Annotated in this window: 21 protein-coding genes, 1 tRNA gene and 2 pseudogenes; 18 read left to right on the top strand and 6 right to left on the bottom strand. The window is 67.1% G+C overall.

Features of this window, described 5'->3' with window-relative positions; translation table 11 throughout:
* Positions 1-6 precede the first annotated feature (6 nt).
* The 3 genes from ACHMXA_RS17685 (at position 7) to ACHMXA_RS17675 (ending at position 1146) form a co-directional block, all read left to right on the top strand.
* Positions 7-97 (top strand) — tRNA-Ser (locus ACHMXA_RS17685).
* A 212-nt stretch (positions 98-309) separates the two neighbouring features.
* Positions 310-666, top strand: coding sequence for a hypothetical protein (locus tag ACHMXA_RS17680; protein WP_176663931.1), 357 nt, complete (start codon positions 310-312; stop codon positions 664-666).
* Positions 667-756: 90 nt separating this feature from the next.
* Entirely contained in the window at positions 757-1146 is a 390-nt protein-coding gene (locus ACHMXA_RS17675; protein WP_176663930.1) for a response regulator, read from the top strand.
* Positions 1147-1235: 89 nt separating this feature from the next.
* On the opposite strand, the gene ACHMXA_RS17670 is transcribed toward ACHMXA_RS17675, so the two are convergent.
* The 4 genes and pseudogenes from ACHMXA_RS17670 to ACHMXA_RS17655 form a co-directional block, all read right to left on the bottom strand.
* On the bottom strand, positions 1236-2450 hold the full coding sequence (locus ACHMXA_RS17670; protein WP_176663929.1) for a branched-chain amino acid ABC transporter substrate-binding protein: 1215 nt from the start codon (positions 2448-2450) through the stop codon (positions 1236-1238).
* A gap of 136 nt (positions 2451-2586) precedes the next feature.
* The gene (locus tag ACHMXA_RS17665) at positions 2587-2982 is read right to left on the bottom strand and encodes a hypothetical protein (protein ID WP_176663928.1); all 396 of its coding nucleotides are present in this window, start codon (positions 2980-2982) and stop codon (positions 2587-2589) included.
* A gap of 1 nt (position 2983) precedes the next feature.
* Positions 2984-3424, bottom strand: coding sequence for a DNA polymerase III subunit chi (locus tag ACHMXA_RS17660; protein WP_395315983.1), 441 nt, complete (start codon positions 3422-3424; stop codon positions 2984-2986).
* A pseudogene (locus tag ACHMXA_RS17655) lies at positions 3421-4942 on the bottom strand (leucyl aminopeptidase). Before ACHMXA_RS17655 ends, ACHMXA_RS17660 begins: the two are co-directional and overlap by 4 nt.
* 21 nt (positions 4943-4963) lie before the next feature.
* Here ACHMXA_RS17655 and lptF point away from each other — a divergent pair.
* The 7 genes and pseudogenes from lptF (at position 4964) to ACHMXA_RS17620 (ending at position 10470) form a co-directional block, all read left to right on the top strand.
* Positions 4964-6094 (top strand): LPS export ABC transporter permease LptF, encoded by a 1131-nt coding sequence (gene lptF, locus ACHMXA_RS17650; RefSeq protein WP_395315982.1) that lies wholly within the window; start codon positions 4964-4966, stop codon positions 6092-6094.
* Positions 6091-7203, top strand: a complete 1113-nt coding sequence (gene lptG / locus ACHMXA_RS17645) for an LPS export ABC transporter permease LptG (protein ID WP_395315981.1) — start codon at positions 6091-6093, stop codon at positions 7201-7203. Before lptF ends, lptG begins: the two co-directional genes overlap by 4 nt.
* A complete protein-coding gene (locus ACHMXA_RS17640; RefSeq protein WP_395315980.1) occupies positions 7200-7562 on the top strand; it encodes a sirohydrochlorin chelatase in 363 nt (120 codons plus the stop codon). Before lptG ends, ACHMXA_RS17640 begins: the two co-directional genes overlap by 4 nt.
* A 63-nt stretch (positions 7563-7625) precedes the next feature.
* A complete protein-coding gene (locus ACHMXA_RS17635) occupies positions 7626-8567 on the top strand; it encodes a CysB family HTH-type transcriptional regulator (RefSeq protein WP_019652831.1) in 942 nt (313 codons plus the stop codon).
* Positions 8564-9737 (top strand): annotated as a pseudogene (locus ACHMXA_RS17630) (pyridoxal phosphate-dependent aminotransferase). The gene ACHMXA_RS17635 and the pseudogene ACHMXA_RS17630 overlap by 4 nt, the downstream one beginning before the upstream one ends.
* Before the next feature lie 19 nt (positions 9738-9756).
* Complete coding sequence (locus ACHMXA_RS17625) at positions 9757-10212, top strand: DUF3592 domain-containing protein (RefSeq protein WP_395315979.1); 456 nt, start codon at positions 9757-9759, stop codon at positions 10210-10212.
* A gap of 99 nt (positions 10213-10311) precedes the next feature.
* The gene (locus ACHMXA_RS17620; RefSeq protein WP_126019481.1) at positions 10312-10470 is read left to right on the top strand and encodes a DUF3309 family protein; all 159 of its coding nucleotides are present in this window, start codon (positions 10312-10314) and stop codon (positions 10468-10470) included.
* An 85-nt stretch (positions 10471-10555) separates the two neighbouring features.
* Here ACHMXA_RS17620 and hrpA read toward each other — a convergent pair whose 3' ends face one another.
* Positions 10556-13903: an ATP-dependent RNA helicase HrpA gene (gene hrpA / locus ACHMXA_RS17615; protein WP_395315978.1), complete on the bottom strand. Its 3348-nt coding sequence runs from the start codon at positions 13901-13903 to the stop codon at positions 10556-10558.
* 2 nt (positions 13904-13905) lie between these two features.
* Positions 13906-14409: a DEAD/DEAH box helicase gene (locus ACHMXA_RS17610; RefSeq protein ID WP_395315977.1), complete on the bottom strand. Its 504-nt coding sequence runs from the start codon at positions 14407-14409 to the stop codon at positions 13906-13908.
* A 414-nt stretch (positions 14410-14823) separates the two neighbouring features.
* Here ACHMXA_RS17610 and ACHMXA_RS17605 point away from each other — a divergent pair, with 414 nt between their 5' ends.
* From ACHMXA_RS17605 to prmB, 8 genes are all read left to right on the top strand, one after another.
* Positions 14824-16812 carry an AAA family ATPase gene (locus tag ACHMXA_RS17605; protein WP_395315976.1) on the top strand — a complete coding sequence of 663 codons (1989 nt, stop codon included), beginning with the start codon at positions 14824-14826 and terminating at the stop codon, positions 16810-16812.
* Positions 16813-16871: 59 nt separating this feature from the next.
* On the top strand, positions 16872-18218 hold the full coding sequence (argA, locus tag ACHMXA_RS17600; RefSeq protein ID WP_176663918.1) for an amino-acid N-acetyltransferase: 1347 nt from the start codon (positions 16872-16874) through the stop codon (positions 18216-18218).
* Between the two features lie 5 nt (positions 18219-18223).
* Positions 18224-18862 carry a LysE family translocator gene (locus ACHMXA_RS17595; protein WP_395315975.1) on the top strand — a complete coding sequence of 213 codons (639 nt, stop codon included), beginning with the start codon at positions 18224-18226 and terminating at the stop codon, positions 18860-18862.
* A gap of 86 nt (positions 18863-18948) precedes the next feature.
* Entirely contained in the window at positions 18949-20169 is a 1221-nt protein-coding gene (dapC, locus tag ACHMXA_RS17590) for a succinyldiaminopimelate transaminase (RefSeq protein ID WP_395315974.1), read from the top strand.
* Positions 20170-20215: 46 nt separating this feature from the next.
* Entirely contained in the window at positions 20216-21049 is an 834-nt protein-coding gene (gene dapD / locus ACHMXA_RS17585; protein ID WP_176663915.1) for a 2,3,4,5-tetrahydropyridine-2,6-dicarboxylate N-succinyltransferase, read from the top strand.
* An 82-nt stretch (positions 21050-21131) separates the two neighbouring features.
* The gene (locus ACHMXA_RS17580) at positions 21132-22280 is read left to right on the top strand and encodes a PilT/PilU family type 4a pilus ATPase (RefSeq protein WP_176663914.1); all 1149 of its coding nucleotides are present in this window, start codon (positions 21132-21134) and stop codon (positions 22278-22280) included.
* A gap of 16 nt (positions 22281-22296) precedes the next feature.
* Positions 22297-23478 (top strand): succinyl-diaminopimelate desuccinylase, encoded by a 1182-nt coding sequence (gene dapE / locus ACHMXA_RS17575; protein ID WP_395315973.1) that lies wholly within the window; start codon positions 22297-22299, stop codon positions 23476-23478.
* A complete protein-coding gene (gene prmB, locus ACHMXA_RS17570; RefSeq protein ID WP_395315972.1) occupies positions 23475-24356 on the top strand; it encodes a 50S ribosomal protein L3 N(5)-glutamine methyltransferase in 882 nt (293 codons plus the stop codon). The genes dapE and prmB overlap by 4 nt, the downstream gene beginning before the upstream one ends.
* The last annotated feature ends 92 nt before the right edge of the window (positions 24357-24448 follow it).

Genomic DNA, 24448 nt, shown 5'->3' with positions numbered 1-24448 from the left:
GGCTCAGGAGCGGTGGATGAGCGGTTTAAGTCGCACGCCTGGAAAGCGTGTGAGGGTTAATAGCCCTCCGCGGGTTCGAATCCCGCCTGCTCCGCCAGAGATTGATTGTTCGTAACCGTTCACGGACACTCGAACGACACAGGAAGCCCAGTCGCCACAAGCGCCTGGGCTTTTTTTGTCGCCTGCTTCTTCCCCCGCCCCCGCCCGAGAAACGGCGTTGCCTTGCAACAACCGGGATAAGCACCCGGGCGCTCCCGTCTGGAGCTACGATTCGAAGGTTCTACTTTTACGCCTGCAAAGGATCCCCCGATGGCCGGAAAACCGCAAAACCCGTCTCGCGGCACGACGCCGCTGGACCGAACCCTGGAAAAGAGCGAGCAGGTGGCGGCGGACGTGCAGCGGGCATCGGACAACCTCGCCGTCGTCAATACGGTGCTCGAGCAGGAACTGCCCGAGGAAGTGCAGGTCGGCGAGGTGGCGCAGGCCATCGAGCACACCAGCCAGCTCGAGGAAAAACTGGCCAAGTCGGCCGAGAAGCTCGCCGAGGTGAATGCCGCGCTGACCGAGGAAATCGAGAAGCGCCTCGAGGTCACGGCCGAGCGCGACGAGAGCCAGGCGCTGGCCGAGAAGCTCAAGGCGAAGATCCGCGCCAAAGGCTCGGACTGACCTCGCACCGGACCTCGTCCGTATCCCTTCTCCTACGCCGGGCTGCCGCCAGGCACGCTACGCTATTCGTTCTCAAAGCGAAACCACGGCATGGCCCTCATCACGTTCCTCGTCGAGGACAACAAGACCATCAGGGACAACCTGGTCCCGGCACTCGAGGATCTGGTCAACGGCCGGGTGGTCGGCTTCGCCGAAACCGAGACGGACGCCCTCGCGTGGCTCGCAGAGCATCCCGACGGCTGGCAACTGCTGATCGTCGATCTTTTCCTGAAGGAAGGCTCCGGCCTCGGCGTTCTCGGCGGCTGCAGGGACCGCAAGCCCAGCCAGCGGGTGGTGGTGCTGAGCAACTACGTGACGGCGGACATCCGGGCGCGCTGCACGGCGCTCGGCGCGGATGCGGTGTTCGACAAGTCGCGCGACCTCGACGCCTTCATCGAATACTGCAACGCCAACCGCCCCTCGGGCCTTGCGCCGCTCTGATGCCGCTCTGATCGCCTGCCGCTGAAACAGAAACAGCCAGGCATGAAAAAGGGCCCGAAGGCCCTTTTCTCTTTTCTGGCTGAAGCGAATCAGCGCACCACGGCGATCTGCGTACGCGCACCGCCCTTGTAGGTGTACAGCGTCAGCGCGCCGTTCTTGATGTCGCCCTTCTCGTCGAAGGCGATCGGGCCGGTCACGCCCTTGTATTGCACCTTGCCCACTTCGGGCAGGTACTTGGCGGGGTCGGACGAACCGGCCTTCACCATGGCTTCGGCCAGCACGTTGACCGCGTCGTACACGTACGGTGCATAGATCTGCACTTCCACGCCGTTCTTGGTCTTGAACTTGGCCTTGAAGTCTTCCAGGGGCTGCTTGAAGTCGCCGTCGACGCCGCCGGCCTCAGCGCACACCACCATGTCTTCGCCGATGGCATCGCCAGCCAGCTTCGGCAGTTCGCTGGTGCACAGGCCGTCGCCGCCCATGAACTTGACGTTCAGGCCGAGCTGCTTGACCTGCTTGAGCATCGGGCCGCCGACGGCGTCCATGCCGCCGAAGAACAGCACGTCGGGCTTGGCGGCCTTCAGCTTGGTCAGGATGGCGTTGAAGTCGGTCGACTTGTCGGTGGTGAACTCGTGGCCCACGATGGTGGCGCCAGCGGCCTTGGCCGACTTCTCGAACTCTTCGGCAACGCCCTGGCCATAAGCGGTACGGTCGTCGATCACGGCGATGTTCTTGCCCTTGAGCGTTTCGACTGCGTACTTGCCCAGCGTGCCGCCGAGTTGCGTGTCGTCAGCCACCACGCGGAACGTGGTCTTGAAGCCTTGACGCGTGTACTTCGGGTTGGTGGCCGAAGGCGAGATCTGCGGAATGCCAGCGTCGCTATACAGCTTGGAGGCGGGGATGGTGGTCCCCGAGTTCAGGTGACCGACCACGCCGTTGACCTTTTCGTCCACGAGCTTCTGGGCCACAGCCGTGCCCTGCTTCGGATCGCCTGCATCGTCTTCGGCGACCAGTTCGAACTTGGCGACCTTGTCGCCGATCTTGAGGCCCTTTGCATTCAGGTCTTCGATGGCCATCTTGGCGCCGAACTCGTTGTCCTTGCCGAGGTGGGCAATGGCACCGCTGGTAGGTCCCACGTGACCGATCTTGACGACCAGGGTTTCTCCGGCAGGTGCGGGTGCAGGTGCAGCCGGGGCCGCGGCCGTTGGCGCGGGCGCTGCAGCGGGAGCAGCAGCTTCTTCTTTCTTGCCGCAAGCCACGAGCGTGATTGCAGCCAGTGCGACCGCAGTCCATTTCAATTGCATGAGAACCTCCAGAACTTGGATGAAAAGAATAAAAAACCGGTCGTGTGATCCGGGCGCGCTGACCTCGCAAGTTTCGCGCCGCAGACCAGCGGCACCCTCACGCCCTTCCGACCTGCGGCGCAGTTTAGCCCAGTATTCAGGCCCCGGAAGCTGGCGTAGACCCGGTGTTTTCGCTGAGTTCGGCGGCCATTGCCTCGATCACGAGTGCGCGCAAAACGGCCTCGATTTCATTGCGCAAACGCGGCACCATTGCGTCGAGCTGATGCTGAACGGCAGCTGACACGGTGTCGCTCAAACGCTCTTCCAGCGACAGGTCGACGCGCTGCAGCACGCGATGCAGCAACTGCTCTTCGAGGCTGACGATTTCCGCCTGCGAGAGCTGCGCGGCCGGCGGCAATGCCATCGAGCTCGCCGGATCCGGCGCAGGCGGCTGCGCGGCCTGCGGCTCGGGACTCGCGGGCTCCGCAGGAGTCTCGAGCACCGTGGTCAGCGTGGGAACGAACCGGGGCGGCGTGCGCAGCGTGCTGGCCATGTCAGGAACTCTTTGCGAAGTCGTGCGGCTGGATGGTGTAGCCGCGATCGGCATAGTGGCGCCAGCGGGCCCGGCCGAGCTGGCGGTCGTTCGCCTCGTCGCTCACGATGTCGATCATGCGTTCGTAACGCTCGAAGCCGGCGGGCACCTCGATGCCCAGGTTCACCAGCATCTCGCGATGCGGCAGCGAGGCCGCGCCGGCGCCTTGCGACGACAGCACCACGGGCGAGCGCGCGACGACATGGGCCGGCGCATCGTCGCGGCAGTGCGCGACGAAGTCCACCGGCGACAGCTGCCAGAGCGCGGCATCCACCGCGTCGAGCGAGCGCGCATCGCCCACCACCACCACGCGCAGGCCGCGCGTGTTCACGGCCTTGCGAACCAGCCGGCAGGCGTAGGTCAGCTTGTCGCGCGCGTTGTAGTGAAAGCCGATTTCCGTCACTTCGCGGACCGCGCCTTCTTGCCCGTGGCCTCGGTGGCCCTGGCTTTCCTGGGCTTCGCCTTGCCCGATGCCTCGCCGCTGCCCGCGAGGCTCGTGAGGTAGGACACCAGCAGGCCCACCGGCCGGCCGGTCGAGCCCTTGGCCGCCCCGCTCTTCCAGGCGGTGCCGGCGATGTCCAGGTGCGCCCACGGGAAGTCGCTCGTGAAGCGCTGCAGGAACTTGGCCGCGGTGATGGCGCCGCCCGCGCGGCCGGCAATGTTGGCCACGTCGGCGAAGTTGCTCTTCAGGCCCTCGGCGTAGTCGTCGTCCAGCGGCATGCGCCAGCAGCGGTCCTGCGAAACTTCCCCGGCGGCTTCGAGCGCGGCGGCCAGCGTGTCGTCGCTGGCGAAGAGGCCGCTGCGCACGCCGCCCAGGGCGATCACGCATGCGCCGGTCAGCGTGGCGATGTCGATCACGGCGGCGGGCTCGAAGCGCCTGGCGTAGGTCAGCGCATCGCAAAGGATGAGCCGGCCTTCGGCGTCGGTGTTGAGCACCTCGATGGTCTGGCCGCTCATGCTGGTGACCACGTCGCCCGGCTTCACCGCGCGGCCGTCGTTCATGTTCTCGCACGAAGGAATGAGGCCGACGACGTTGATGGCGGGCTGGATGTCGCCCAGCGCGCGGAAGGTGCCGAGCACGCTGGCCGCGCCGCACATGTCGAACTTCATCTCGTCCATCTCGGCCGCGGGCTTGAGCGAGACGCCGCCGGTGTCGAAGGTGATTCCCTTGCCGACCAGCACCACCGGCGCCTGCTCCTTGGAGGCCCCCTGGTAGCGCAGCACGATGAAGCGCAGCGGCTCGGCGGAGCCCTGGGCCACGGCGGCGAAGGAGCCCATGCCGAGCCTCTCGACCTCCTTGGGGCCCAGCACCTCGCACTTGATGTTCGGCAGCTTCGCCAGCTCCTTGGCGGCCTCGCCCAGCAGCGTGGGGGGTGGCGTGGTTGGCGGGCCGGTTGCCCCACTCCTTGGCCAGCTCGATGCCCCGCACGGTGGCGCGGGCGTCGTCGAAGGCGCCGGCGACCGCGGCGGCATCGGCCACGCCGACAGTCAACTGGCGGATGCTGCGGGGTTCGGCCTTCGACTTGGTGGTGGTGTAGACATAGCTGGCTTCGGCCGCCGCCGTGACGGCGCAAGCCACCGCCGCGCCGTCGGCGGGCTGCGCGAACACCAGGGTCACGCGCTTGGGCGCCTGGGCCTTGGCCGCATTGACCGCCGCGACGACGCCCGTGCGCACCGAGGCCGGCTTGCCGTCGCCAATGGCGGCGAGCACCACGCGGGGGGCCACGACGTCTTCCGGGCGGTACAGGCTGAGCAGCTTGCCGGCCTTGTCGGGCAGGTCGCCGGCCTTGCGGGCAGAGGCGGCAAGCACGGAAAGCGGGTCTTTGGAGGCGATGGGAGCGCTGCCGACGAGCACGATCAGGACATCGGATTTCTCGGCTGCGGCCTGGGCGACGGTGAGGGTCTTGAGTTGAAAGTCCATAATCCTTTTTTTCCTCGAACGATGTTATTCCATTCTTCCTTACGCAAGGAGCTGTCCCGCAGCTTCGGAGCGACCCTCGTGGTACTGGTCACCATCGTGATGACCATGATGCTCATCCGCACCCTCGGGCTCGCGTCCAAGGGCAGTGTGAACCCGCAGGAGGTGTTCCTGGTGATGGCCTACACGGTGCTCGGCTACATGCCGACCATCCTGAGCCTGAGCCTGTTCATCGCCATCGTCGGCACCCTGTCGCGCATGTACCGCGACAGCGAGATGGTCATCTGGTTCTCCAGCGGACAAGGCATGGCCGACTTCGTCAAGCCGCTGTTCCGCTTCGCCTGGCCGGTGCTGATCCTGATCGCCGTCATGGCGCTGGTGGGCTGGCCCTGGGCCAACTCGCAGACCATCGGCATGCGCAAGCAGTACGAGCAGCGCAGCGACATCGAGCGCGTGGCGCCGGGTGAGTTCCGCGAATCGGCCGGCCGCGTGCGGGTGTTCTTCATCGACAAGGAGACGCCGGACAACTCCAGGGCCACCAACGTCTTCATCTGGTCGATCGAGCGCAACCTGCAGATCACCACCTCGGCGCGCAGCGGCAGCATCGAGAACATCGGAGATTCGCGCTACCTGCTGCTCAACAACGGCCAGCGGCTCGAGCAGCCGATGGCCAACACGGGCCTGAAGATCAGCGAATTCAAGACCTACGGCACGCGCGCCGGCGGAAGCTCCGGCTTCGGCGACGACACCACTCCAGCGCGTGCGCGCACCACCCTGTCGCTGCTGACCGACCAGAGCGACATGAGTCGGGGCGAACTGGCCTGGCGCGTCGGCATGCTGCTGGCCGCCATCAACTTCGTGCTGCTGGCACTGAACGTGTCCAGCGGCAACCCGCGCGTGGGCCGCAGCGGCAACCTGCTGCTCGCGCTGTTCGCCTTCGTCGTCTACTACAACATGCTCAACCTCGGCCAGAGCTGGATCAGCTCGGGCAAGTTCGGCATGGGCGGCTTCATGCTGCTGCTGCATGGCGGCGTGCTGCTGATCAACCTTGCATGGCTCGGCGCCCGCCAGAACAACTGGGGACGACGCATCCGGAAGAGCCCGTCCGCCTCCGTTGCCGCGCCGGCAACCGCTCCCAGGATCGAACCCACGTGAAAACGATAAGACGCCTGATCTACGTCGAGGTGCTGAAGGCCGTCGCGTTCGTGACGCTCGGCTTCCTGAGCCTCTTCTTCTTCTTCGACTTCGTCGACGAGCTGCAGTCCATCGGCAAGCCCGAGAGCCTGAACTACGGGCCCGCGCAGGCGCTGATCTACGTGACCCTGCTGGTGCCGAGCCATCTCTACGAGCTGCTGCCGATCACCGTGCTGATCGGCTCGATCTTCGTCATGGCCCGGCTGGCGCAGAGCTCCGAATACACCATCCTGCGCACCAGCGGACTGGGCCCCTGGCGCGCGCTGCGCACCCTGCTGCTGCTGGGCATCGGCTTCGTGGTGCTGACCTTCGCCATCGGCGACTATGTGGCGCCGGCCTCCGAGCGCACGGGCCAGCTGCTCAAGGCCAGGTACCAGGGCACCTATTCGCTGGCCGGCAACACCGGCGCCTGGCTCAAGGAAAAGCGGGACAACGCCTCCTACGCCGTTAACGTGCTGGCCATCGACCGCAAGGGCGCGCTGAAGAACCCGCGCATCTTCGAGTTCGACGACAACGGCTACATCAAGACCCAGATCGTCGCCGCCTCGGCCACCATCGGCAGCGACGGCCACTGGCTGCTCACCGACGTCGCCGAGCAGAAGTACGACACGCGCAGCTCGGCCGAGCAGGCGCACATCGTCACCACCAAGATCCCGCAGCTGAACTGGCCGACTTCGCTGACCGGCGAGATGGTGTCGGTCGCGCTGCTGCGCCCCGACCGGATGAGCACGATCGATCTGTTCGACTACATCCGCCACCTCGACGCCAACGGCCAGACCGCTCAGCGCTACGAGATCGAGTTCTGGCGCAAGGTGTTCTACCCGCTGTCGTGCCTGGTGATGGTGGTGCTCGCCCTGCCCTTCGCCTACCTGCACTTCCGCCAGTCGGGCATCACGACCTACGTGTTCGGCGGCGTGATGATCGGCATCAGCTTCTTCCTGCTGAACAACGTGTTCGGCTACCTGGGCAACCTCAGCAACTGGTCGCCCTGGCTCACCGCTGCGGCGCCGGGGATGATCTATTCGGTGATGTCGCTCACGGCCTTCAGCTGGCTCGTGCTGCGGCGATGACGCGAGGCATCGTCCTGCTGGCGCACGGCTCGCGCGACGAGCGCTGGCGCCAGCCCATCGAGGCCGTGGCCGCCCGGGTGATCGCCGACGAGCCCGATGCCCGCGTGGCCTGCGCCTACATGGAACTCGCCGAGCCCGACCTGCCCACGGCCGTGGCAACGCTGGTTGCGGGTGGAGCCACCGCCATCCGCGTCGTCCCCCTGTTCCTCGGCATGGGCAAGCACGCCCGCGAAGACCTGCCGCACCAGCTCGATTCGCTGCGCCAGCGCTGGCCCGCCATCGGCTTCACGCTCACCCGTATCGTGGGCGAAGAGCCGGAACTGGTCGATCTCCTGGCGCGGATTGCGGTCAAATCATGAACATCCGGCAATTTCAATAGATTCTGAAGGCATAATGAATTCCGCAATAAGACGGAATTTGATATGAATCTGCATCAGTTCAAGTTTGTTCAGGAAGCCGTGCGGCGCAACCTGAACCTCACCGAGGCGGCCAAGGCACTGCACACCTCGCAGCCCGGGGTATCCAAGGCCATCATCGAACTCGAGGAAGAACTGGGCGTCGAGATCTTCGCGCGCCACGGCAAGCGGCTGAAGCGCGTCACCGAGCCGGGGCAGCACGTCATCGCCAGCATCGAGCTGATCATGCGCGAGGTGGGCAATCTCAAGCGCATCGGCGAGCAGTTCAGCGCGCAGGACAGCGGCACCCTCTCCATTGCCACCACCCACACCCAGGCGCGCTACGTGCTGCCGGTGCCCGTGGCCAACCTGCGCGAGGCGTACCCCAAGGTCAACGTGAGCCTGCACCAGGGCTCGCCCGACCAGGTGGCGCGCATGGTGATCGACGAGATCGCCGAGATCGGCATCGCCACCGAGTCGCTCGACGGCTACGCCGAACTCGTCACCCTGCCCTGCTACGAATGGCAGCACGTGCTGGTGCTGCCCAAGGACCATCCGCTGGCCTCCAAGGAGCGAATCACGCTGGAGGACCTGGCGAGCGAGCCGATCATCACCTACCACCCCTCGTTCACCGGCCGCACGCGCATCGACCATGCCTTCGCGCAGAAGAAGCTCACGCCGCGCATCGCGCTCGAGGCCATCGACTCCGACGTGATCAAAACCTACGTGCGCCTCGGCCTGGGCGTGGGCATCGTGGCCGAGATGGCCGTGCGCGACGAGTCGAACGCCGACCTCGTGGTGCGCCCGATGGGCCATGTGTTCGGCCAGAATATCGCGCGGGTCGCCTTCAAGCGCAGCGCCTACCTGCGCAACTTCGTGTTCAAGTTCGCCGAGCTGCTGTCCGACCGCCTCGACCGCAACCTGATCGCCAAGGCCCTCAGCGGCCATCAACAAGACTACGAACTATGAGCACGGCTCAATCTCCACGCACTCCCGACGTCGGCACCAAGCTGCCTTCCGTCGGCACCACCATCTTCACGGTCATGTCGACCCTGGCGGCCGAGAAGAACGCCGTCAACCTGGGCCAGGGCTTCCCGGACTTCAACTGCGACCCGAAGCTGCTGGAAGACGTGACGGCCGCCATGGCCGCGGGCCACAACCAGTACCCGCCGATGCCCGGCATCCCGGCGCTGCGCGATGCCATCGCCGCCAAGATCTCGGCGCAGTACGGCCACGGCTACAGCGCGGCGACGGAAATCACCGTCACCGCCGGCGCCACGCAGGCGATCATCACGGCCATCCTCGCCGTGGTGCGACCGGGCGACGAGGTGATCGTGCTGGAGCCCTGCTACGACAGCTACGTGCCCAACATCGAGCTGGCCGGCGGCAGCGTGGTGCGCGTGCCGCTGGTGCCGGGCACGTTCCGCCCCGACTTCGACAAGATCGCCGCCGCGCTCACGCCGCGCACGCGCGCCATCATCATCAACACGCCGCACAACCCGAGCGCCACGGTGTGGACCGAGGCCGAGATGCGCCAGCTCGAAGGAACTGCTCGCGCCCACCGACGTCTTCGTGATCAGCGACGAGGTCTACGAGCACATGGTGTTCGACGGCGCCCGGCATGAAAGCGTGGCGCGCTTCCCGGGGCTGGCCGCGCGCAGCTTCATCGTCAGCAGCTTCGGCAAGACCTACCACGTCACCGGCTGGAAGGTCGGCTACGTGGCAGCGCCGGCCCCGCTGATGGCCGAGTTCCGCAAGGTGCACCAGTTCAACGTGTTCACCGTGAACACGCCGATGCAGCACGCGCTCGCGCAGTACATGGCCGAGCCGAAGCCGTACCTGGAGCTGCCGGCCTTCTACCAGCGCAAGCGCGACCTGTTCGCCGCGGGCCTGGCCGAGAAGACCCGCTTCAGGCTGCTGCGCAGCGAGGGCAGCTACTTCCAGTGCGTGGACATCTCGGCGGTGAGCGATCTCTCGGAAGCCGAGTTCTGCCTGTGGCTCACGCGCGAGATCGGCGTGGCCGCCATCCCGCTGTCGGCCTTCTACGGCAACGGCTTCGACCAGCGCGTGGTGCGCTTCTGCTTCGCCAAGAAGGACGAAACGCTGCTCGCGGCGCTGGACCGCCTCGCACGGCTCTGACGACTGCGGCCTTGCCCGCATGAAGAACAACCCGGTTGCGATCCTGAGGCTCGTTTTCGGTGCGGTCGGCCTGGTGCTGTGCGCCATCGCATGGCTGCTGCACCACAACACGGCGTCCTTCATCGCGTCGGCCAGCCGCACGCAGGGCGAGGTGATGCGGCTGCTCTACGTGGAAAGCTCGAAACGCAACGAATCGGGCACCTGGAAGCCGCTGGTGCGCTTCAAGGCGCCATCGGGCGAGATCGTCGAGTTCGCGCCGTCGAGCAGCAGCAGCCCGCCGGCCTACGAGGTCGGCGAAACGGTCGACGTCTTCTTCGCCCCGAACGACCCGCAGGACGCCATGCTCGACGGCTTCTTTTCGCTGTGGGGCGGCGCGGCCATCACGGGCGGCCTGGGCCTTGTTTTCCTGCTGGTGACGGCGGGGCTTCTGTTCATGCCTGCGAGCGCACCGGCAAAGCGCCGACGCCCACGGTAGGACGTTGCCTGACCACCGGAGGCGCTACCCTCCGGCCCTCCGCGCGATTCGACAGGGCCAGCATGAAGGCTCATCGCAACAACGCCCTGGAGAGAAAACATGTCGCTCTCGTTCATTCTGCTGATCATCCTGATCCTGCTGCTGATCGGCGCACTGCCAAGCTGGGGCTACAGCCGCTCCTGGGGCTACGGACCCAGCGGCGGCCTTGGCCTGGTCGTGCTGATCGTGGTGATCCTCGTGCTCATGGGACGCATATAGCCTTTGCGGCCAACGCGTCCCGATATTGAGGGAACCAAGGGAAAAGCCCGCGCAAGCGGGCTTTTCTTCGTTCGCCAATCCGTCATCAGGCCTGCAACTGCGCCCAGGCCTTGTCCAGCCGCTTCACGCTCACGGGCTGCGGCGTGCGCAGTTCCTGCGCGAAGAAGCTCACCCGCAGTTCCTCCAGCAGCCAGCGGAATTCGAGCATGCGTTCGTCCACCACGCCCTTGCGCTCGGCCACGAGGCGCCAGTAGCGCTGCTCCTGCGGCTTCAGCTCGGCGAGCTTGCTCGCGTCGCGCGCGGCGTCGGCACGCAGCTTGTCGAGCCGCAGCACGATCGCCTTGAGGTAGCGCGCGAAATGCTGCAGCTGCGCCCACGGCGCGTCGGCGATGAAGCGCTTGCCGACCAGGCGCTGCAGCTGCTGCGCGGCGTCCTGCACGGCCTCGGGCTGGATCTTGGTGTCCTTGATCTTGCGCGCGGCCGCGGCGTATTCGACGAGGATGGCCGACGCGAGCCGCGCGACCTCGTTGGCGATCAGCGTGAGGCGGCCACGGCCTTCCTCCAGCCGGCGCTTGAACGCGAACTCGTCCGTCGGCAGCGGCTCCTGCAGGAAGGCGCGGTCGATCGCCACGTCGATGATCTGCGTGCGCAGCTCCTCCGAAGTACCCAGCGGCATGTAGGCCACCGACATCTTCTGCAGGTCGGGGATGTTCTTCTCGAGGTACTTGAGCGCGTCCTTGAGCTGCAGCGCGAACAGGCGTCGCAGCCCGGCGCGATGCTTCGCGGCGGCCACGGCGGGTTCGTCGAACACCTCGATGGTCACGGCGTCGCCTTCGTCGCGCAGCGCCGGAAAGCCGATCAGCGACTGCGAACCGCGGCGCACCTCCATCAGCTCGGGAAGCTCGCCGAAGGTCCAGGCGGTGTAGCGCTGGCCGGCCGGCAGCGCGGGAGGCGCGTCCGCAGCCTTGGCGGACGGCTTCGAACGCTGGTCCGGCTGGCTTGCGGCAGCTTTCTTCTCGGGCGGTGCCTTGATGTTCAGCCCCGCCAGCGCCTGGAAGGCCCCGCGCGCCTGCGCGCCCAGTTCGGCCTTCAACGCGCCGAGGTTGCGCCCCATGCCCAGCTGCCGGCCGTGCTCGTCGACCACGCGCAGGTTCATGAACAGGTGCGGCGCGAGCATGTCGAGCTTGAAATCGGCGCGCTTGACGTCGATGCTGGTCATGTCGCGCACGCGCTTGAGCAGCACGTCGGTCAGCGAGCCGGTGCCGAACACTTCGGGAGCCGACAGTTCTTCCGCCAGCTTCGAGGCCGATTCGGGCAGCGGCACCAGCCGCGAGCGCGGGCGCTGCGGCAGGCTCTTGAGCAGGGCCTGGATCTTGTCCTTCAGCATGCCCGTCACCAGCCATTCGCAGCGCTCTTCGCTCACCTGGTTGAGCACGAAGAGCGGCACGCTGACGGTGAGGCCGTCCTTCGCGTCGCCGGGCTCGTGCAGGTAGCTCGCGGCGCAATCGACACCGCCCAGCCGCAGCGTCGGGGGGAAGGACTGGGTCGTGATGCCGGCTGCCTGGTGGCGCATGAGCTCGTCGCGCGTCAGGTACAGCAGGCGCGGCTGGTCCTTGGAGGCCTGGCGGTACCAGTTCTCGAAGCTGATGCCGCTGGCCACGTCGGCGGGCAGTTGCGCGTCGTAGAAGGCAAAGATCAGCTCGTCGTCGACCAGCACGTCCTGCCGGCGCGACTTGTGCTCCAGCCCTTCGACCTCGCGCACAAGCTTGCGGTTGGCCTGCAGGAACGGGAACTTGCTTTCCCACTGCCCGCCGACCAGCGCCTCGCGGATGAAGATCTCGCGCGCGGCGACCGGATCGACCCGCGTGAAGTCGACGCGCCGGCCGCTGTAGACCACCAGACCATAAAGCGTCGCGCGCTCCAGTGCCGACACCTGTGCGCCCTTCTTCTCCCAGTGCGGATCGAGCAGCTGCTTCTTCAGCAGGTGCCCCGCCACCTCTTCGAGCCACTGCGGCTCGATGTTGGCGATGCCGCGCCCGAAGAGCCGCGTGGTCTCGACCAGCTCGGCCGCGACGATCCAGCGCCCCGGCTTCTTCTTCAGGTGCGCGCCGGGGTGCTTGTGGAACTTGATGCCCCGCGCGCCGAGGTAGGCCTCGTCGTCCTCCAGCTTCCAGCCGACGTTGCCCAGGAGGCCCGACAGCATCGACATGTGCAGCGCCTCGTAGCCGGCGGGCTGGGCATTGATGCGCCACTTGTGCTCGGTGACCACGGTGAGCAACTGCGAATGGATGTCGCGCCACTCGCGCACGCGGCGGATGTTGATGAAGTTCTGACGCAGCAGCTGCTCGTACTGCCGGTTGCTGAGCTTGTGGGTGTCTCCATGCCCGCCGCGCGCGTCGGCAATCCACTTCCACAACCGCAGGTAGCCGCTGAACTCGCTTTTCTCGTCGTCGAACTTCGAGTGCGCCTGGTCGGCCTGCTGCTGCGCGTCCATCGGGCGGTCGCGCACGTCCTGCACGCTGAGGGCCGAGGCGATGATGAGCACTTCTTCGAGCGCGCTGCGCGAGCGGGCTTCGAGAATCATCCGGCCCACGCGCGGGTCAAGCGGCAGCTTCGACAGCTCGGCACCGGTGTGCGTGAGTTCGTTGGCGTCGTCGACCGCGCCCAGCTCGTTGAGCAGCTGGTAGCCGTCTGCAATGGCGCGCGGCGACGGCGCCTCCAGGAACGGGAAGCGCGCCACGTCGCCCAGGCGCAGCGACTTCATGCGCAGGATCACGCCTGCCAGCGAGGAGCGCAGGATCTCGGGGTCGGTGAAGCGCGGGCGGCTTTCGAAGTCCTTCTCGTCGTACAGGCGAATGCAGATGCCGTTCGCCACCCGGCCGCAGCGGCCCGCGCGCTGGTTGGCGGCCGCCTGGCTGATCGGCTCGACCAGCAGCTGCTCGACCTTGCTGCGGAAGCTGTAGCGCTTGACGCGCGCGGTGCCGGTGTCGATGACGTAGCGGATGCCCGGCACGGTGAGCGAAGTCTCGGCCACGTTGGTGGCCAGCACGATGCGCCGGCCCGTGTGGCCGTCGAAGATGCGGTCCTGCTCGGGCCCCGAGAGCCGCGCGAACAGCGGCAGCACCTCGGCGCTGCGCAGCAGCGGCTGGTGGCTCAGGTGGCGGCGCAGGTGGTCGGCCGCCTCGCGGATCTCGCGCTCGCCGGGCAGAAAGACGAGGATGTCGCCCGCGTTGTGCGGATCGCGCCAGAGCTCGTCGACCGCGTCGGCGATGGCGTCGTTCAGGTCGTGCTCACGCGATTCCTCGAAGGGACGGTAGCGCTGCTCCACCGGGAAGGTGCGGCCCGACACCATGATGGTGGGCGCCGGCCCCTTCGCCGAGGCGAAGTGCTGCGCGAAGCGGTCGGCGTCGATGGTGGCCGAAGTGACGATCACCTTCAGGTCGGGCCGGCGAGGCAGATCTCGCGCAGGTAGCCCAGCAGGAAGTCGATGTTCAGCGAGCGCTCGTGGGCCTCGTCGATGATGAGCGTGTCGTAGGCCTTCAGCAGCGGATCGGTCTGCGTCTCGGCCAGCAGGATGCCGTCGGTCATCAGCTTGACGGAGGCGTCGCGCGAGAGACGGTCCTGGAAGCGCACCTTGAAGCCGACGACGTCGCCCAGCGGCGTCTTCAGCTCTTCGGCGATGCGCTTGGCCACCGAACTCGCGGCAATGCGGCGCGGCTGCGTGTGGCCGATGAGCCGGCCTTTGCCGGGCTCGGCGTTGAGCTTGCCGCGGCCCAGCGCGAGCGCGATCTTCGGCAGCTGCGTGGTCTTGCCCGAGCCCGTCTCGCCGCAGACGATCACGACCTGGTGCTGCGCGATGGCGTCCATGATCTCGTCGCGCCTGCTCGATACAGGAAGCGATTCGGGGAATTCGATGCGAAGGGGTGTGGTGGTCGTCAAGGGAAAACAGTCGTCGGGCCGGCGCGGCGGGCAAACCATCGATTATCGGCGCGCACCGCGGCTGTTGCACGGCATCCACATCGCGCGGTCCGGCTGCAACACGATTCGTAAATAGTCTTTACTCAATTGCAAACCGCCACTACGATCGCGTCCATGTCCTATCGCCTTGCCCCCATCTCCTTGCGCCGTCGCTGCGCAAGCCGTGCGCCCCGGGCGCACGGGCGGGCCAAGTTGCCTCGTCCTGCCTGACCGAAGCTCCGCGCACGTTCGCGCGCTTCGAAGACAGAAGCGCCGCAACCGACACCCACAGCGTCCCTGCAGCCGATTCCTTCATGCCGAAGGAGCGGCCGCCATTCCGTACCTGTGTACCTGCATGAACGGCTCCAGGAGCCGAAGAAAAAGAAAAACCAGACCATGTCCAAAGACATCCGTTCCCAACTGCATGCCGAGCTCGCCGAGCGCACTCGCCACCTGCAGACCGTCGCCGAAGCCCTGAAGACCGAGCTCTTCGGCATCGACGACATCATCGATCGCGTGATCGACTCGATCCGCGCCTGGTACGTGCTGCCGCAGCTCATCAGCCGCCCGGTCATCGTCTGCCTTTGGGGCCTGACGGGCACCGGCAAGACGCAGCTGGTGCGCAGGCTCGCGCAGCACCTGGGCTTCTACGACCGCTTCATCGAAGTGCAGATGGACGGCTTCAGCCACGGCTCGGGCCATCACAGCCGCGGCTCCATCTCGGCCATGCTGGCCGAGTCGGGCATCGCCGAGGGCTCGCCCGGCATCCTGGTACTGGACGAGTTCCAGCGCTTCCGCACCGTCGACAACGGCGGCCACGACGCCAAGGTAGAGCGCTACCAGGACGTGTGGGCGCTGCTGTCCGACGGCCGCCTGCCGCCCGCGCTTTCGATGCTCGGCGAGATCGAGTCGTCGCTGGCCTACGCCGAATACACGCAGGACCGCGACGGCTCCGACAAGAAGAAGGAAGACAAGAAGCGCAAGCTGCACCTGTCGCCCTGGGAGGCGCGCGAGGTGAAGCGCTGCCTGAAGCTGTCGGAGACGCTGCTGCAGATCATGGCGTGGAAGCCCGCCGAGGTTCACGCGCGCCTGCGCGCCTTCCGCGACACGCAGCAGAGCTGGGAGACCGACTACAGCAAGCTGCTGGTGTTTGTCTCGGGCAACCTCGACGAGATGTACGCCGAGACGGCGCAGCGCGTGGAGGACTGCGACACCGACGCCGACATCTTCCACGAGCTGACGAAGAAGCTCTCCGTCATCGACGTGAAGAAGGCGCTGGCCGAGCGCTTCCGCCCCGAGCAGATCGCGCGCCTGGGCAACAACCACGTGATCTACCCCTCGTTCAACCGCGCGACCTACGTGCGCCTGATCCTGTCGATCTGCGACCGCTACGTGGCCGAGATCCAGGAAAGCTCCGGCGTGCGCTTCGTGCTGGACGCGAGCGTGTACGAGCAGATCTACGCCAACGCCGTGTTCCCGGCGCAGGGCACGCGACCGCTGTTCTCGTCGATCCACGCGATCCTGAGCGCCACGCTGGTCAATGCCGCGCTGTGGGCGCTGGAGCAAGGCGCCAACGGCAGCGAGCCCGTGTGGCTGACGCTGGACGCGGGCGTGTCGGCCATCACGGCGAAGTACCGCAAGGCACGCCGCCAGTTTCCGGTGGCGCTGGAGCTGAACCGCCTCAAGCAACGTTCGAGCGAGGACTTCCGCGCCCTGCTCGCCGTGCACGAGGCCGGCCACGGCGTGGTGTACGGCCTGCTGTTCGCCCGTGCGCCGCAGGAGATCAAGATCAACGTGGCCTCGTTCGAGGGCGGCTACAACAGCTACGAGCAGCGCAAGGCCTGGTCGAAGAAGAACCTGCGCGATCGCATCTGCGTGAGCCTCGCGGGCCGCGCCGCCGAGCAGCTTGTGTTCGGCGAGCAGGCCTGCACGACGGGCGCCACGCAGGACTTCATGCAGGCGACCGCCCAGGCCGCGCAATACGTGCGCCACTTCGCCTTTGGCACGCGCCTGAGCCGCACCGACGTCGCGAACGACCCGAACGACGACGTCAACACCGACGTCGGCGCGACCAACCCCGAGATCGAGGCGCTGCTGGCGCAGGAACACGCTCGCGCGCTCGCGCTGCTGGACGCCCATACGCCGGCGCTCATGGCGGTGGTCGACGCGCTGCTGCGCGACGGCTCCATCGCCCCGTCGGAGCTGGCCGGGATGCTCGGGCTGCCGGAGCCGGCCGCCGGTGCCGGCGGTACGGCCACCGACGCCTACGCGGCGCTGCTGGCGAGCTTCCGCGCTGATCGGCTCGGCTTGCCGCCGCCGTCGTTGCCCGGCGGCGGCCGTTCCGTCCCGGCGAGCGCGGCCCGCGTGCTGCGCGCGATCGCCTGATCCGGCCCGGTCGGGCCGAGTCAGGCAAATGGCTTTTCATGAATGCACAATCACGCCCCATGTCCACCGTCTTCAATTTCACCTTCGTGCCCTGGTTCCGCTCGGTCGCGCCCTACATCCACACGCACCGCGGTAAGACTTTCGTGGTCGGGCTCGCGGGCGAGGCGATCGCGGCGGGCAAGCTGCAGAACATTGCGCAGGACCTGGCGCTGATCCAGAGCATGGGCGTGAAGATCGTGCTGGTGCACGGCTTCAGGCCGCAGGTCAACGAACAACTGGCGGCCAAGGGGCACGAGGCGAAGTATTCGCACGGCATCCGCATCACCGACGAGGTGGCGCTCGACTCCGCGCAGGAGGCCGCCGGCCAGCTGCGCTACGAGATCGAGGCGGCCTTCAGCCAGGGCCTTCCCAACACGCCGATGGCGGGCTCCACGGTGCGGGTGATCTCGGGCAACTTCATCACCGCGCGGCCGGTGGGCGTGGTCGACGGGGTGGACTTCAAGCATTCGGGCCTGGTGCGCAAGGTGGACGCGGCCGGCATTCGCCGCACGCTGGATTTCGGCGCCATGGTGCTGATGTCGCCCTTCGGCTTCTCGCCCACGGGCGAGGCCTTCAACCTGACGATGGAAGAAGTCGCTACCAGCGTGGCCATCTCGCTGCAGGCCGACAAGCTGATCTTCCTGACCGAGATTCCCGGCATCCGCATCGACAGCGAACTGCCCGAGAGCGAGGACAACCCCATCGACACCGAGCTGCCGCTGTACGCCGCCGAAAAGCTGCTGGCCTCGCTGCCGCCGCCGCAGAAGCCCACCGACACCGCCTTCTACCTGCAGCACTGCGTGAAAGCCTGCAAGGCGGGCGTGGAGCGCAACCACATCCTGCCCTTCGCGCTCGACGGCTCGCTGCTGCTGGAGGTGTACGTGCACGACGGCGTCGGCACGATGGTGATCGACGAGAAGCTCGAGAGCCTGCGCGAGGCCTCGGTGGACGACATCGGCGGCATCCTTCAGTTGATCGAGCCCTTCGAGCGCGACGGCACGCTGGTCAAGCGCGACCGCACCGAGATCGAGCGCGACATCCACCAGTACACGGTGGTCGAGCACGACGGCGTGATCTTCGGCTGCGCGGCGCTCTACCCCTATCCCGAGGCGCGCACGGCCGAGATGGCGGCGCTCACGGTGTCGCCGCAATCGCAGTCGCAGGGCGACGGCGAGCGCATCCTCAAGCACATCGAGCATCGCGCCAAGGCCATGGGCCTGGAAAGCATCTTCGTGCTCACCACGCGCACCATGCACTGGTTCCTCAAGCGCGGCTTCCAGCAGGTCAACCCCGACTGGCTGCCCGAGGCGCGCAAGCGCAAGTACAACTGGGACCGCAAGAGCCAGGTTCTGGTCAAGAAGATCTAGCCCCGATGACACTCGCCACCGCCCTGCTCTTCGCCATCGTGGCCTTCGCCGCCATCGCCACGCCCGGACCGACGGTGCTGCTGGCGCTCAGCAACGGCTCGCGGCACGGCGTGCGGCGTGCGCTGCCGGGGATGCTCGGGGCGGTGCTGTCCGATTTCGTGCTCGTCGGCGCGGTGGCGCTGGGCCTGGGCGCGCTGCTGGCGGCGTCGGAATTCTGGTTCTCGATGTTGAAGTGGGTCGGCGCGGTGTACCTCGCCTGGCTGGGCCTGCGGATGCTGCGTTCCAGGGGGGGTTTCCAACTGCCGGCCGCCGATGCGGCGCCCTCGGCCTCGGCGGGGGAGAGCCGGCGCATCTTCCTCAAGTCCTTCTTCGTGGCGGTGACCAACCCTAAGGGCTACATCTTCTGCTCGGCGCTGCTGCCGCAGTTCATCGACCCGACGGCCGCGCAGGCACCGCAGTACATCGTCATCGCGCTGATCTTCGCGGCCCTGGACATGGCCGTGATGCTGGCCTACGCCTCCGTCGGCGCCAGGGCGATCCGGCTGCTGACGGTGTCGGCAACCCGCTGGATCGACCGCGCCTGCGGCGGCATGCTGCTGGCGCTGGCCGGCTCGCTGGCCTTCTATCGCCGCAGCGCCGCCTGAGAACGGCCACGTCCGCCCCTGCCGCCGGCCCGCGCGAGTAGCCGCTTCGCCGGGAGCGGTAACACCTGTCACCGATAATCCCGGCCATGAATCCCCTGCTTTCCCGGTTGCAACCCTACCCCTTCGAGCGGCTGAAGCAGCTGTTCGCGGGCGTCACGCCCAACCCCGAGCTCACGGCCATCAGCCTGGGCATCGGCGAACCCAAGCACGCGACGCCGGGGTTCATCAAGGACGCGTTGAGCGCCAGCCTCGGCGCCCTGGCCGCCTACCCCGCCACCGCCGGCGACCTGAAGCTGCGCACCGCCTTCACCGACTGGCTCAAGACCCGCTACAGCCTCGCCCTCGACCCGGCCACGCAGGTGCTGCCGGTCAACGGCTCGCGCGAGGCGCTGTTCTCGCTGGCCCAGACGGTGGTCGACCCGACCGCCTCGCCGCAACCGGTGGTGCTGTCGCCCAATCCGTTCTATCAAATCTACGAGGGCGCGGCCCTGCTCGCCGGCGCCGAGCCGTACTACGTGCCCAGCGTGCCGGCACGCAACTTCGCGGTCGACTGGGACAGCGTGCCCGACGACGTATGGTCCCGCACGCAGCTGGTTTTCGTGTGCTCGCCGGGCAACCCCACGGGCGCCGTGATGGCGCTGGACGAGTGGAAGAAGCTCTTCGCGCTTTCCGACCGCCACGGCTTCGTGATCGCCGCCGACGAGTGCTACAGCGAGATCTACTTCCGCGACGAGCCCCCGCTCAGCGGCCTCGAGGCCTCGGTGAAGCTCGGCCGGCCCGACTTCCGCAACCTGATCGCGCTGACCTCGCTGTCCAAGCGCAGCAACGTGCCAGGCCTGCGCAGCGGCTTCGTGGCCGGCGACGCGGCCATCATCAAGAAATTCCTGCTCTACCGTACCTACCACGGCAGCGCCATGAGCGGCGCCGTGGCGGCAGCCAGCATCGCGGCCTGGGGCGACGAGTCGCACGTGGTCGACAACCGTGCCCAGTACCGCGCCAAGTTCGCGGCCGTCACGCCGCTGCTGGAGCCGGTGCTCGACGTGCGCCTGCCCGACGCGAGCTTCTACCTCTGGGCCGGCGTGCCCGAAGTGTGGGCTGGCGACGACGAAGCCTTCGCCCGGGAGCTCTACGCTCAATACAATGTGACGGTTTTGCCGGGGAGCTATCTGGCGCGCGAAACGACGTACGGCGAGCGCAGCGTCAACCCCGGCCGGGGCCGCATCCGCATGGCGCTTGTGGCCGAGACGGCCGAATGCGTGGAGGCCGCCGAGCGCATCGTCCGCTTCTGCAAGGACGCCCGCCGCTGACCTGCTCCGCTTGACCCCTGCCCCCATTTTTCACCCGAGACTCTCCATGACCCAGCAACTGCAACAAATCATCGACGCCGCGTGGGAAGACCGCGCCAACATCTCGGCCGCCGCCTCGACGGCCGAAGTGCGCGACGCCGTCGAGCACGTCATCACCGAACTCAACAACGGCAAGCTGCGCGTGGCCACCCGCGAAGGCGTGGGCAAGTGGACCGTGCACCAGTGGATCAAGAAGGCCGTGCTGCTGTCGTTCCGCCTGAAGGACAACGAGCAGATCCAGGCCGGCTCGCTCGGCTTCTACGACAAGGTGCCCACCAAGTTCTCGCACCTGTCGGCCAATGAACTGAAGGAATCGGGCGTGCGCATCGTGCCGCCGGCCGTGGCCCGCCGCGGCAGCTACATCGCCAAGGGCGCGATCCTGATGCCCTCGTACGTGAACATCGGCGCCTACGTGGGCGAAGGCTCCATGGTCGACACCTGGGCCACCGTGGGCTCGTGCGCGCAGGTCGGCGCCAACGTGCACCTCTCCGGCGGCGTGGGCCTCGGCGGCGTGCTGGAACCCCTGCAGGCCAACCCGACCATCATCGAGGACAACTGCTTCATCGGTGCGCGCTCCGAAGTGGTCGAAGGCGTGATCGTCGAGGAGAACTCGGTTCTGGGCATGGGCGTGTACATCGGCCAGAGCACGCCGATCTTCAACCGCGACACCGGCGAGATCTCGTACGGCCGCGTGCCCAGCGGCAGCGTGGTCATCAGCGGCAACCTGCCCAAGAAGACCAAGTCGGGCCAGGACTACAGCACCTACGCCGCGATCATCGTGAAGACGGTCGATGCGCAGACGCGCTCGAAGACCAGCTTGAACGACCTCCTGCGCGACTGACAACTCCCCACCGGCCCCTCTTGCGGGGCCGGTTTTTCTTCAGAGCTCCAGAGAAAACAACAGCCCCCGAGGAGAGAGACCGATGAACATGATGGAACGGCTTCTTCGTCTGATGGCCGAGCGCAAGGCATCCGACATCTATCTCTCGGCCCACTCGCCGGTGCTGATCCGGATCAACGGCATCTGCCTGCCCGTCAACGCGCAGGTGCTGCCGCCCACGGCACCGCTGGCGCTGCTGTCCGAGGTGGTGCCCGCCGCGCGCATCCAGGAGCTGGAAAGCACGGGCGAACTCAACATGGCCGTGCACCTCGAGGATGCCGGCAATTACCGCGTGAGCGCCATGCGCCAGCGCGGCACCTATGCGGTGGTGGTGCGGCACATCGCCTCCACGATTCCCAGCTTCGAAGAGCTGAACCTGCCCGACATCCTGAAGACGCTCATCATGGAGCGTCGCGGGTTGATCCTCATGGTCGGCGCCACCGGCGCGGGCAAGACCACCACGCTGGCCTCCATGCTCGACTACCGCAACGAACACGCCAGCGGCCACATCCTCACGGTGGAAGAGCCGATCGAGTTCACCTACACCAACAAGAAGTCGGTGGTGAACCAGCGCGACGTGGGCAGCGACACCACCTCGCTGCAGACGGCGCTGAAGAACGCGCTGCGCCAGGCCCCCGACGTGATCCAGATCGGCGAAATCCGCGACCGCGACACCATGTCGGCCGCCATCGCCTACGCGCAGTCGGGCCACCTGTGCGTGGCCACGCTGCACGCCAACAACAGCTACCGCGCGCTGAACCGCATCCTGAGCTTCTACCCCGTCGAAGTGCGCCCCACGCTGCTGGGCGACCTGGGCGGCGCGCTGCGCGCCATCGTCTCGCAGCGCCTGCTGCGCACGCCGGTGGGCGGGCGCGTGCCGGCGCTCGAAGTCATGCTCAACACCGCGCTGGTGGCCGAGCTGATCGAGAAGGGCGACTTCTCCGGCGTGAAGGAAGCCATGGAAAAGTCGATGGCCGAAGGCTCGCAGACCTTCGAGGAAGACATCGCCCGCCTCATCACCGAAGAGCGCGTGACGCGCGAAGAAGGCCTGTCGCAGGCCGACTCGCCCACCAACCTCATGTGGCGCCTGCAGAACCGCGCGGCGCCCAAGCAGCACGTCGACGACCGCAACCTGACGGACCAGGTCGACGAACCCACCTTTACCGACATCACGCTGGACGTGAAGTTCTGAACCTCGCCTTTTCCCGATGTCCCGTACGCTCCAGCTCGCCGAACAACTCATCTCGCGCCCTTCCGTCACGCCTGACGACGCGGGCTGCCAGCAGATCCTCGGCGAGCGGCTGGCGCGACTGGGCTTCACGCTGGAAACCATCGAGAGCGGCCCGGCCGACTTCCGGGTAACCAACCTCTGGGCGGTGCGCCGTCCCGCGGACGCGAAGGCCGGCAGCAAGACGCTGGTGTTCGCCGGCCACACCGACGTGGTGCCCACCGGCCCCGTCGAGCAGTGGACCAGCCACCCTTTCACGCCAACGCACCGCGACGGCAAGCTCTACGGCCGCGGCGCCTGCGACATGAAGACCTCGGTCGCGGCCTTCGTCACCTCCATCGAGGAATTCCTGCAGGCGCAGCCCGAGCCGAAGCTCACACTGGCCCTGCTGCTCACGAGCGACGAGGAAGGCCCCGGCGTCGACGGCACGGTCGTCGTCTGCAATGCGCTGGCGGCGCGCGGCGAAGTCATCGACTACTGCATCGTGGGCGAACCCACCGCGGTGGAGCGCTGCGGCGACATGATCAAGAACGGCCGCCGCGGCACCATGAGCGGCAAGCTCACGGTCAAGGGCGTGCAGGGCCACATCGCCTATCCGCATCTGGCCAAGAACCCGGTGCATGCGGTGGCGCCCGCACTGGCCGAGCTGGTGGCCATCAACGCCGCCGGCGGCTGGGACGCGGCGAGCAACCCGTACTTCCAGCCGACCAGCTGGCAGATCAGCAACTTCCACGCTGGCACGGGCGCGAGCAACGTGATTCCGGGCAGCGCGGTGATCGACTTCAACTTCCGCTTCTCGACCGAATCCACGCCCGAATCGCTGCAGCAGCGCGTGCACGCCGTGCTCGACGCGCACAAGGTCGACTACACGCTCGCCTGGACCATCGGCGGCCTGCCCTTCCTGACCACGCCGGGCGAACTCGTCACTGCCGTGCAGGACGCGATCCGCGATGAGACCGGCATCGAGACTGAGCTGTCGACCAGCGGCGGCACCAGCGACGCGCGCTTCATCGCCAAGATCTGCAGGCAAGTGGTCGAACTCGGTCCGGTGAACGCCAGCATCCACAAGATCGACGAGCACATCGACGTGGCCGAGATCGAGACGCTGAAGAACCTGTATCTGCGCACCATCAGGCGGCTGGACGCCGCGCTCGCCGGATGAGCACCGTCATCGAACTCATCGAGTCGGGCGCGAAGCGGCTGGAAGAAGCCGGCGTCGCCTTCGGCCATGGCACGGCCAACGCCTTCGACGAAGCAGCCTGGCTGGTGCTGTGGCGCCTGAAGCTACCGCTGGACGACCTCGACGGCGTGGCCGACACGCCCGTGTCGCCCGCCGATGCCGGCAAGGTGGCGGCGCTCATCGACGAGCGCATCGCCACGCGCAAGCCCGCCGCCTACCTCACCAAGGAAGCATGGCTGCAGGGCGTGCCCTTCTACGTGGACGAGCGCGCCATCGTGCCGCGCAGCTTCATCGCCGAGCTGATCGCCGACGGAACCATCGACTACTGGCTGGGCGAACACACGCAGCGCGTGCTCGACCTGTGCACGGGCAACGGCAGCCTCGCGGTGCTGGCGGCGCTCACGTACCCGGAAGTGACGGTGGATGCGGCCGACCTGTCGGTCGAGGCCCTGGAGGTCGCCGCCATCAACGTCACCCGCCACGAGCTGGACGCGCGCGTGCGGCTGGTCGAGTCGGACGGACTGAAGAGCCTGCCCGGCCCCTATGACCTGGTACTGTGCAACCCGCCCTACGTGAACAGCGCCAGCATGGCCGCCCTGCCCGCCGAATACCGCGCCGAGCCCGAACTGGCGCTGGCCGGCGGCACCGACGGCATGGATTTCGTGCGGCAGCTCTTGGCCGACGCACCTTCGCGCATGAGCGAGCGCGCGGTGCTGGTGCTGGAGATCGGCAACGAGCGCGAGTACTTCGAGGCGGCCTTCCCGCAGCTCGAAGTCTTCTGGCTCGAAACCTCGGCAGGCGAAGACCAGGTCTTGCTGGTGACGCGCGACGCCCTGGTGGCCGGCGCCGGCGTGCGTTAGCTGCTCTCGCCCAGCCCTTTCAGCCGCTTTCTCGCAGCCTTCCGCTGCGAAAACCCATTCACCGGGCCATTTCCCCGCGCCTTTGCCCCTTT

Source organism: Variovorax sp. UC74_104 (assembly GCF_044055375.1).
In the GTDB taxonomy this organism is placed as follows: domain Bacteria; phylum Pseudomonadota; class Gammaproteobacteria; order Burkholderiales; family Burkholderiaceae_C; genus Variovorax.
Note: the sequence above shows the minus strand (reverse complement) of the source record. Positions and strands in the feature narration are given on the sequence as shown.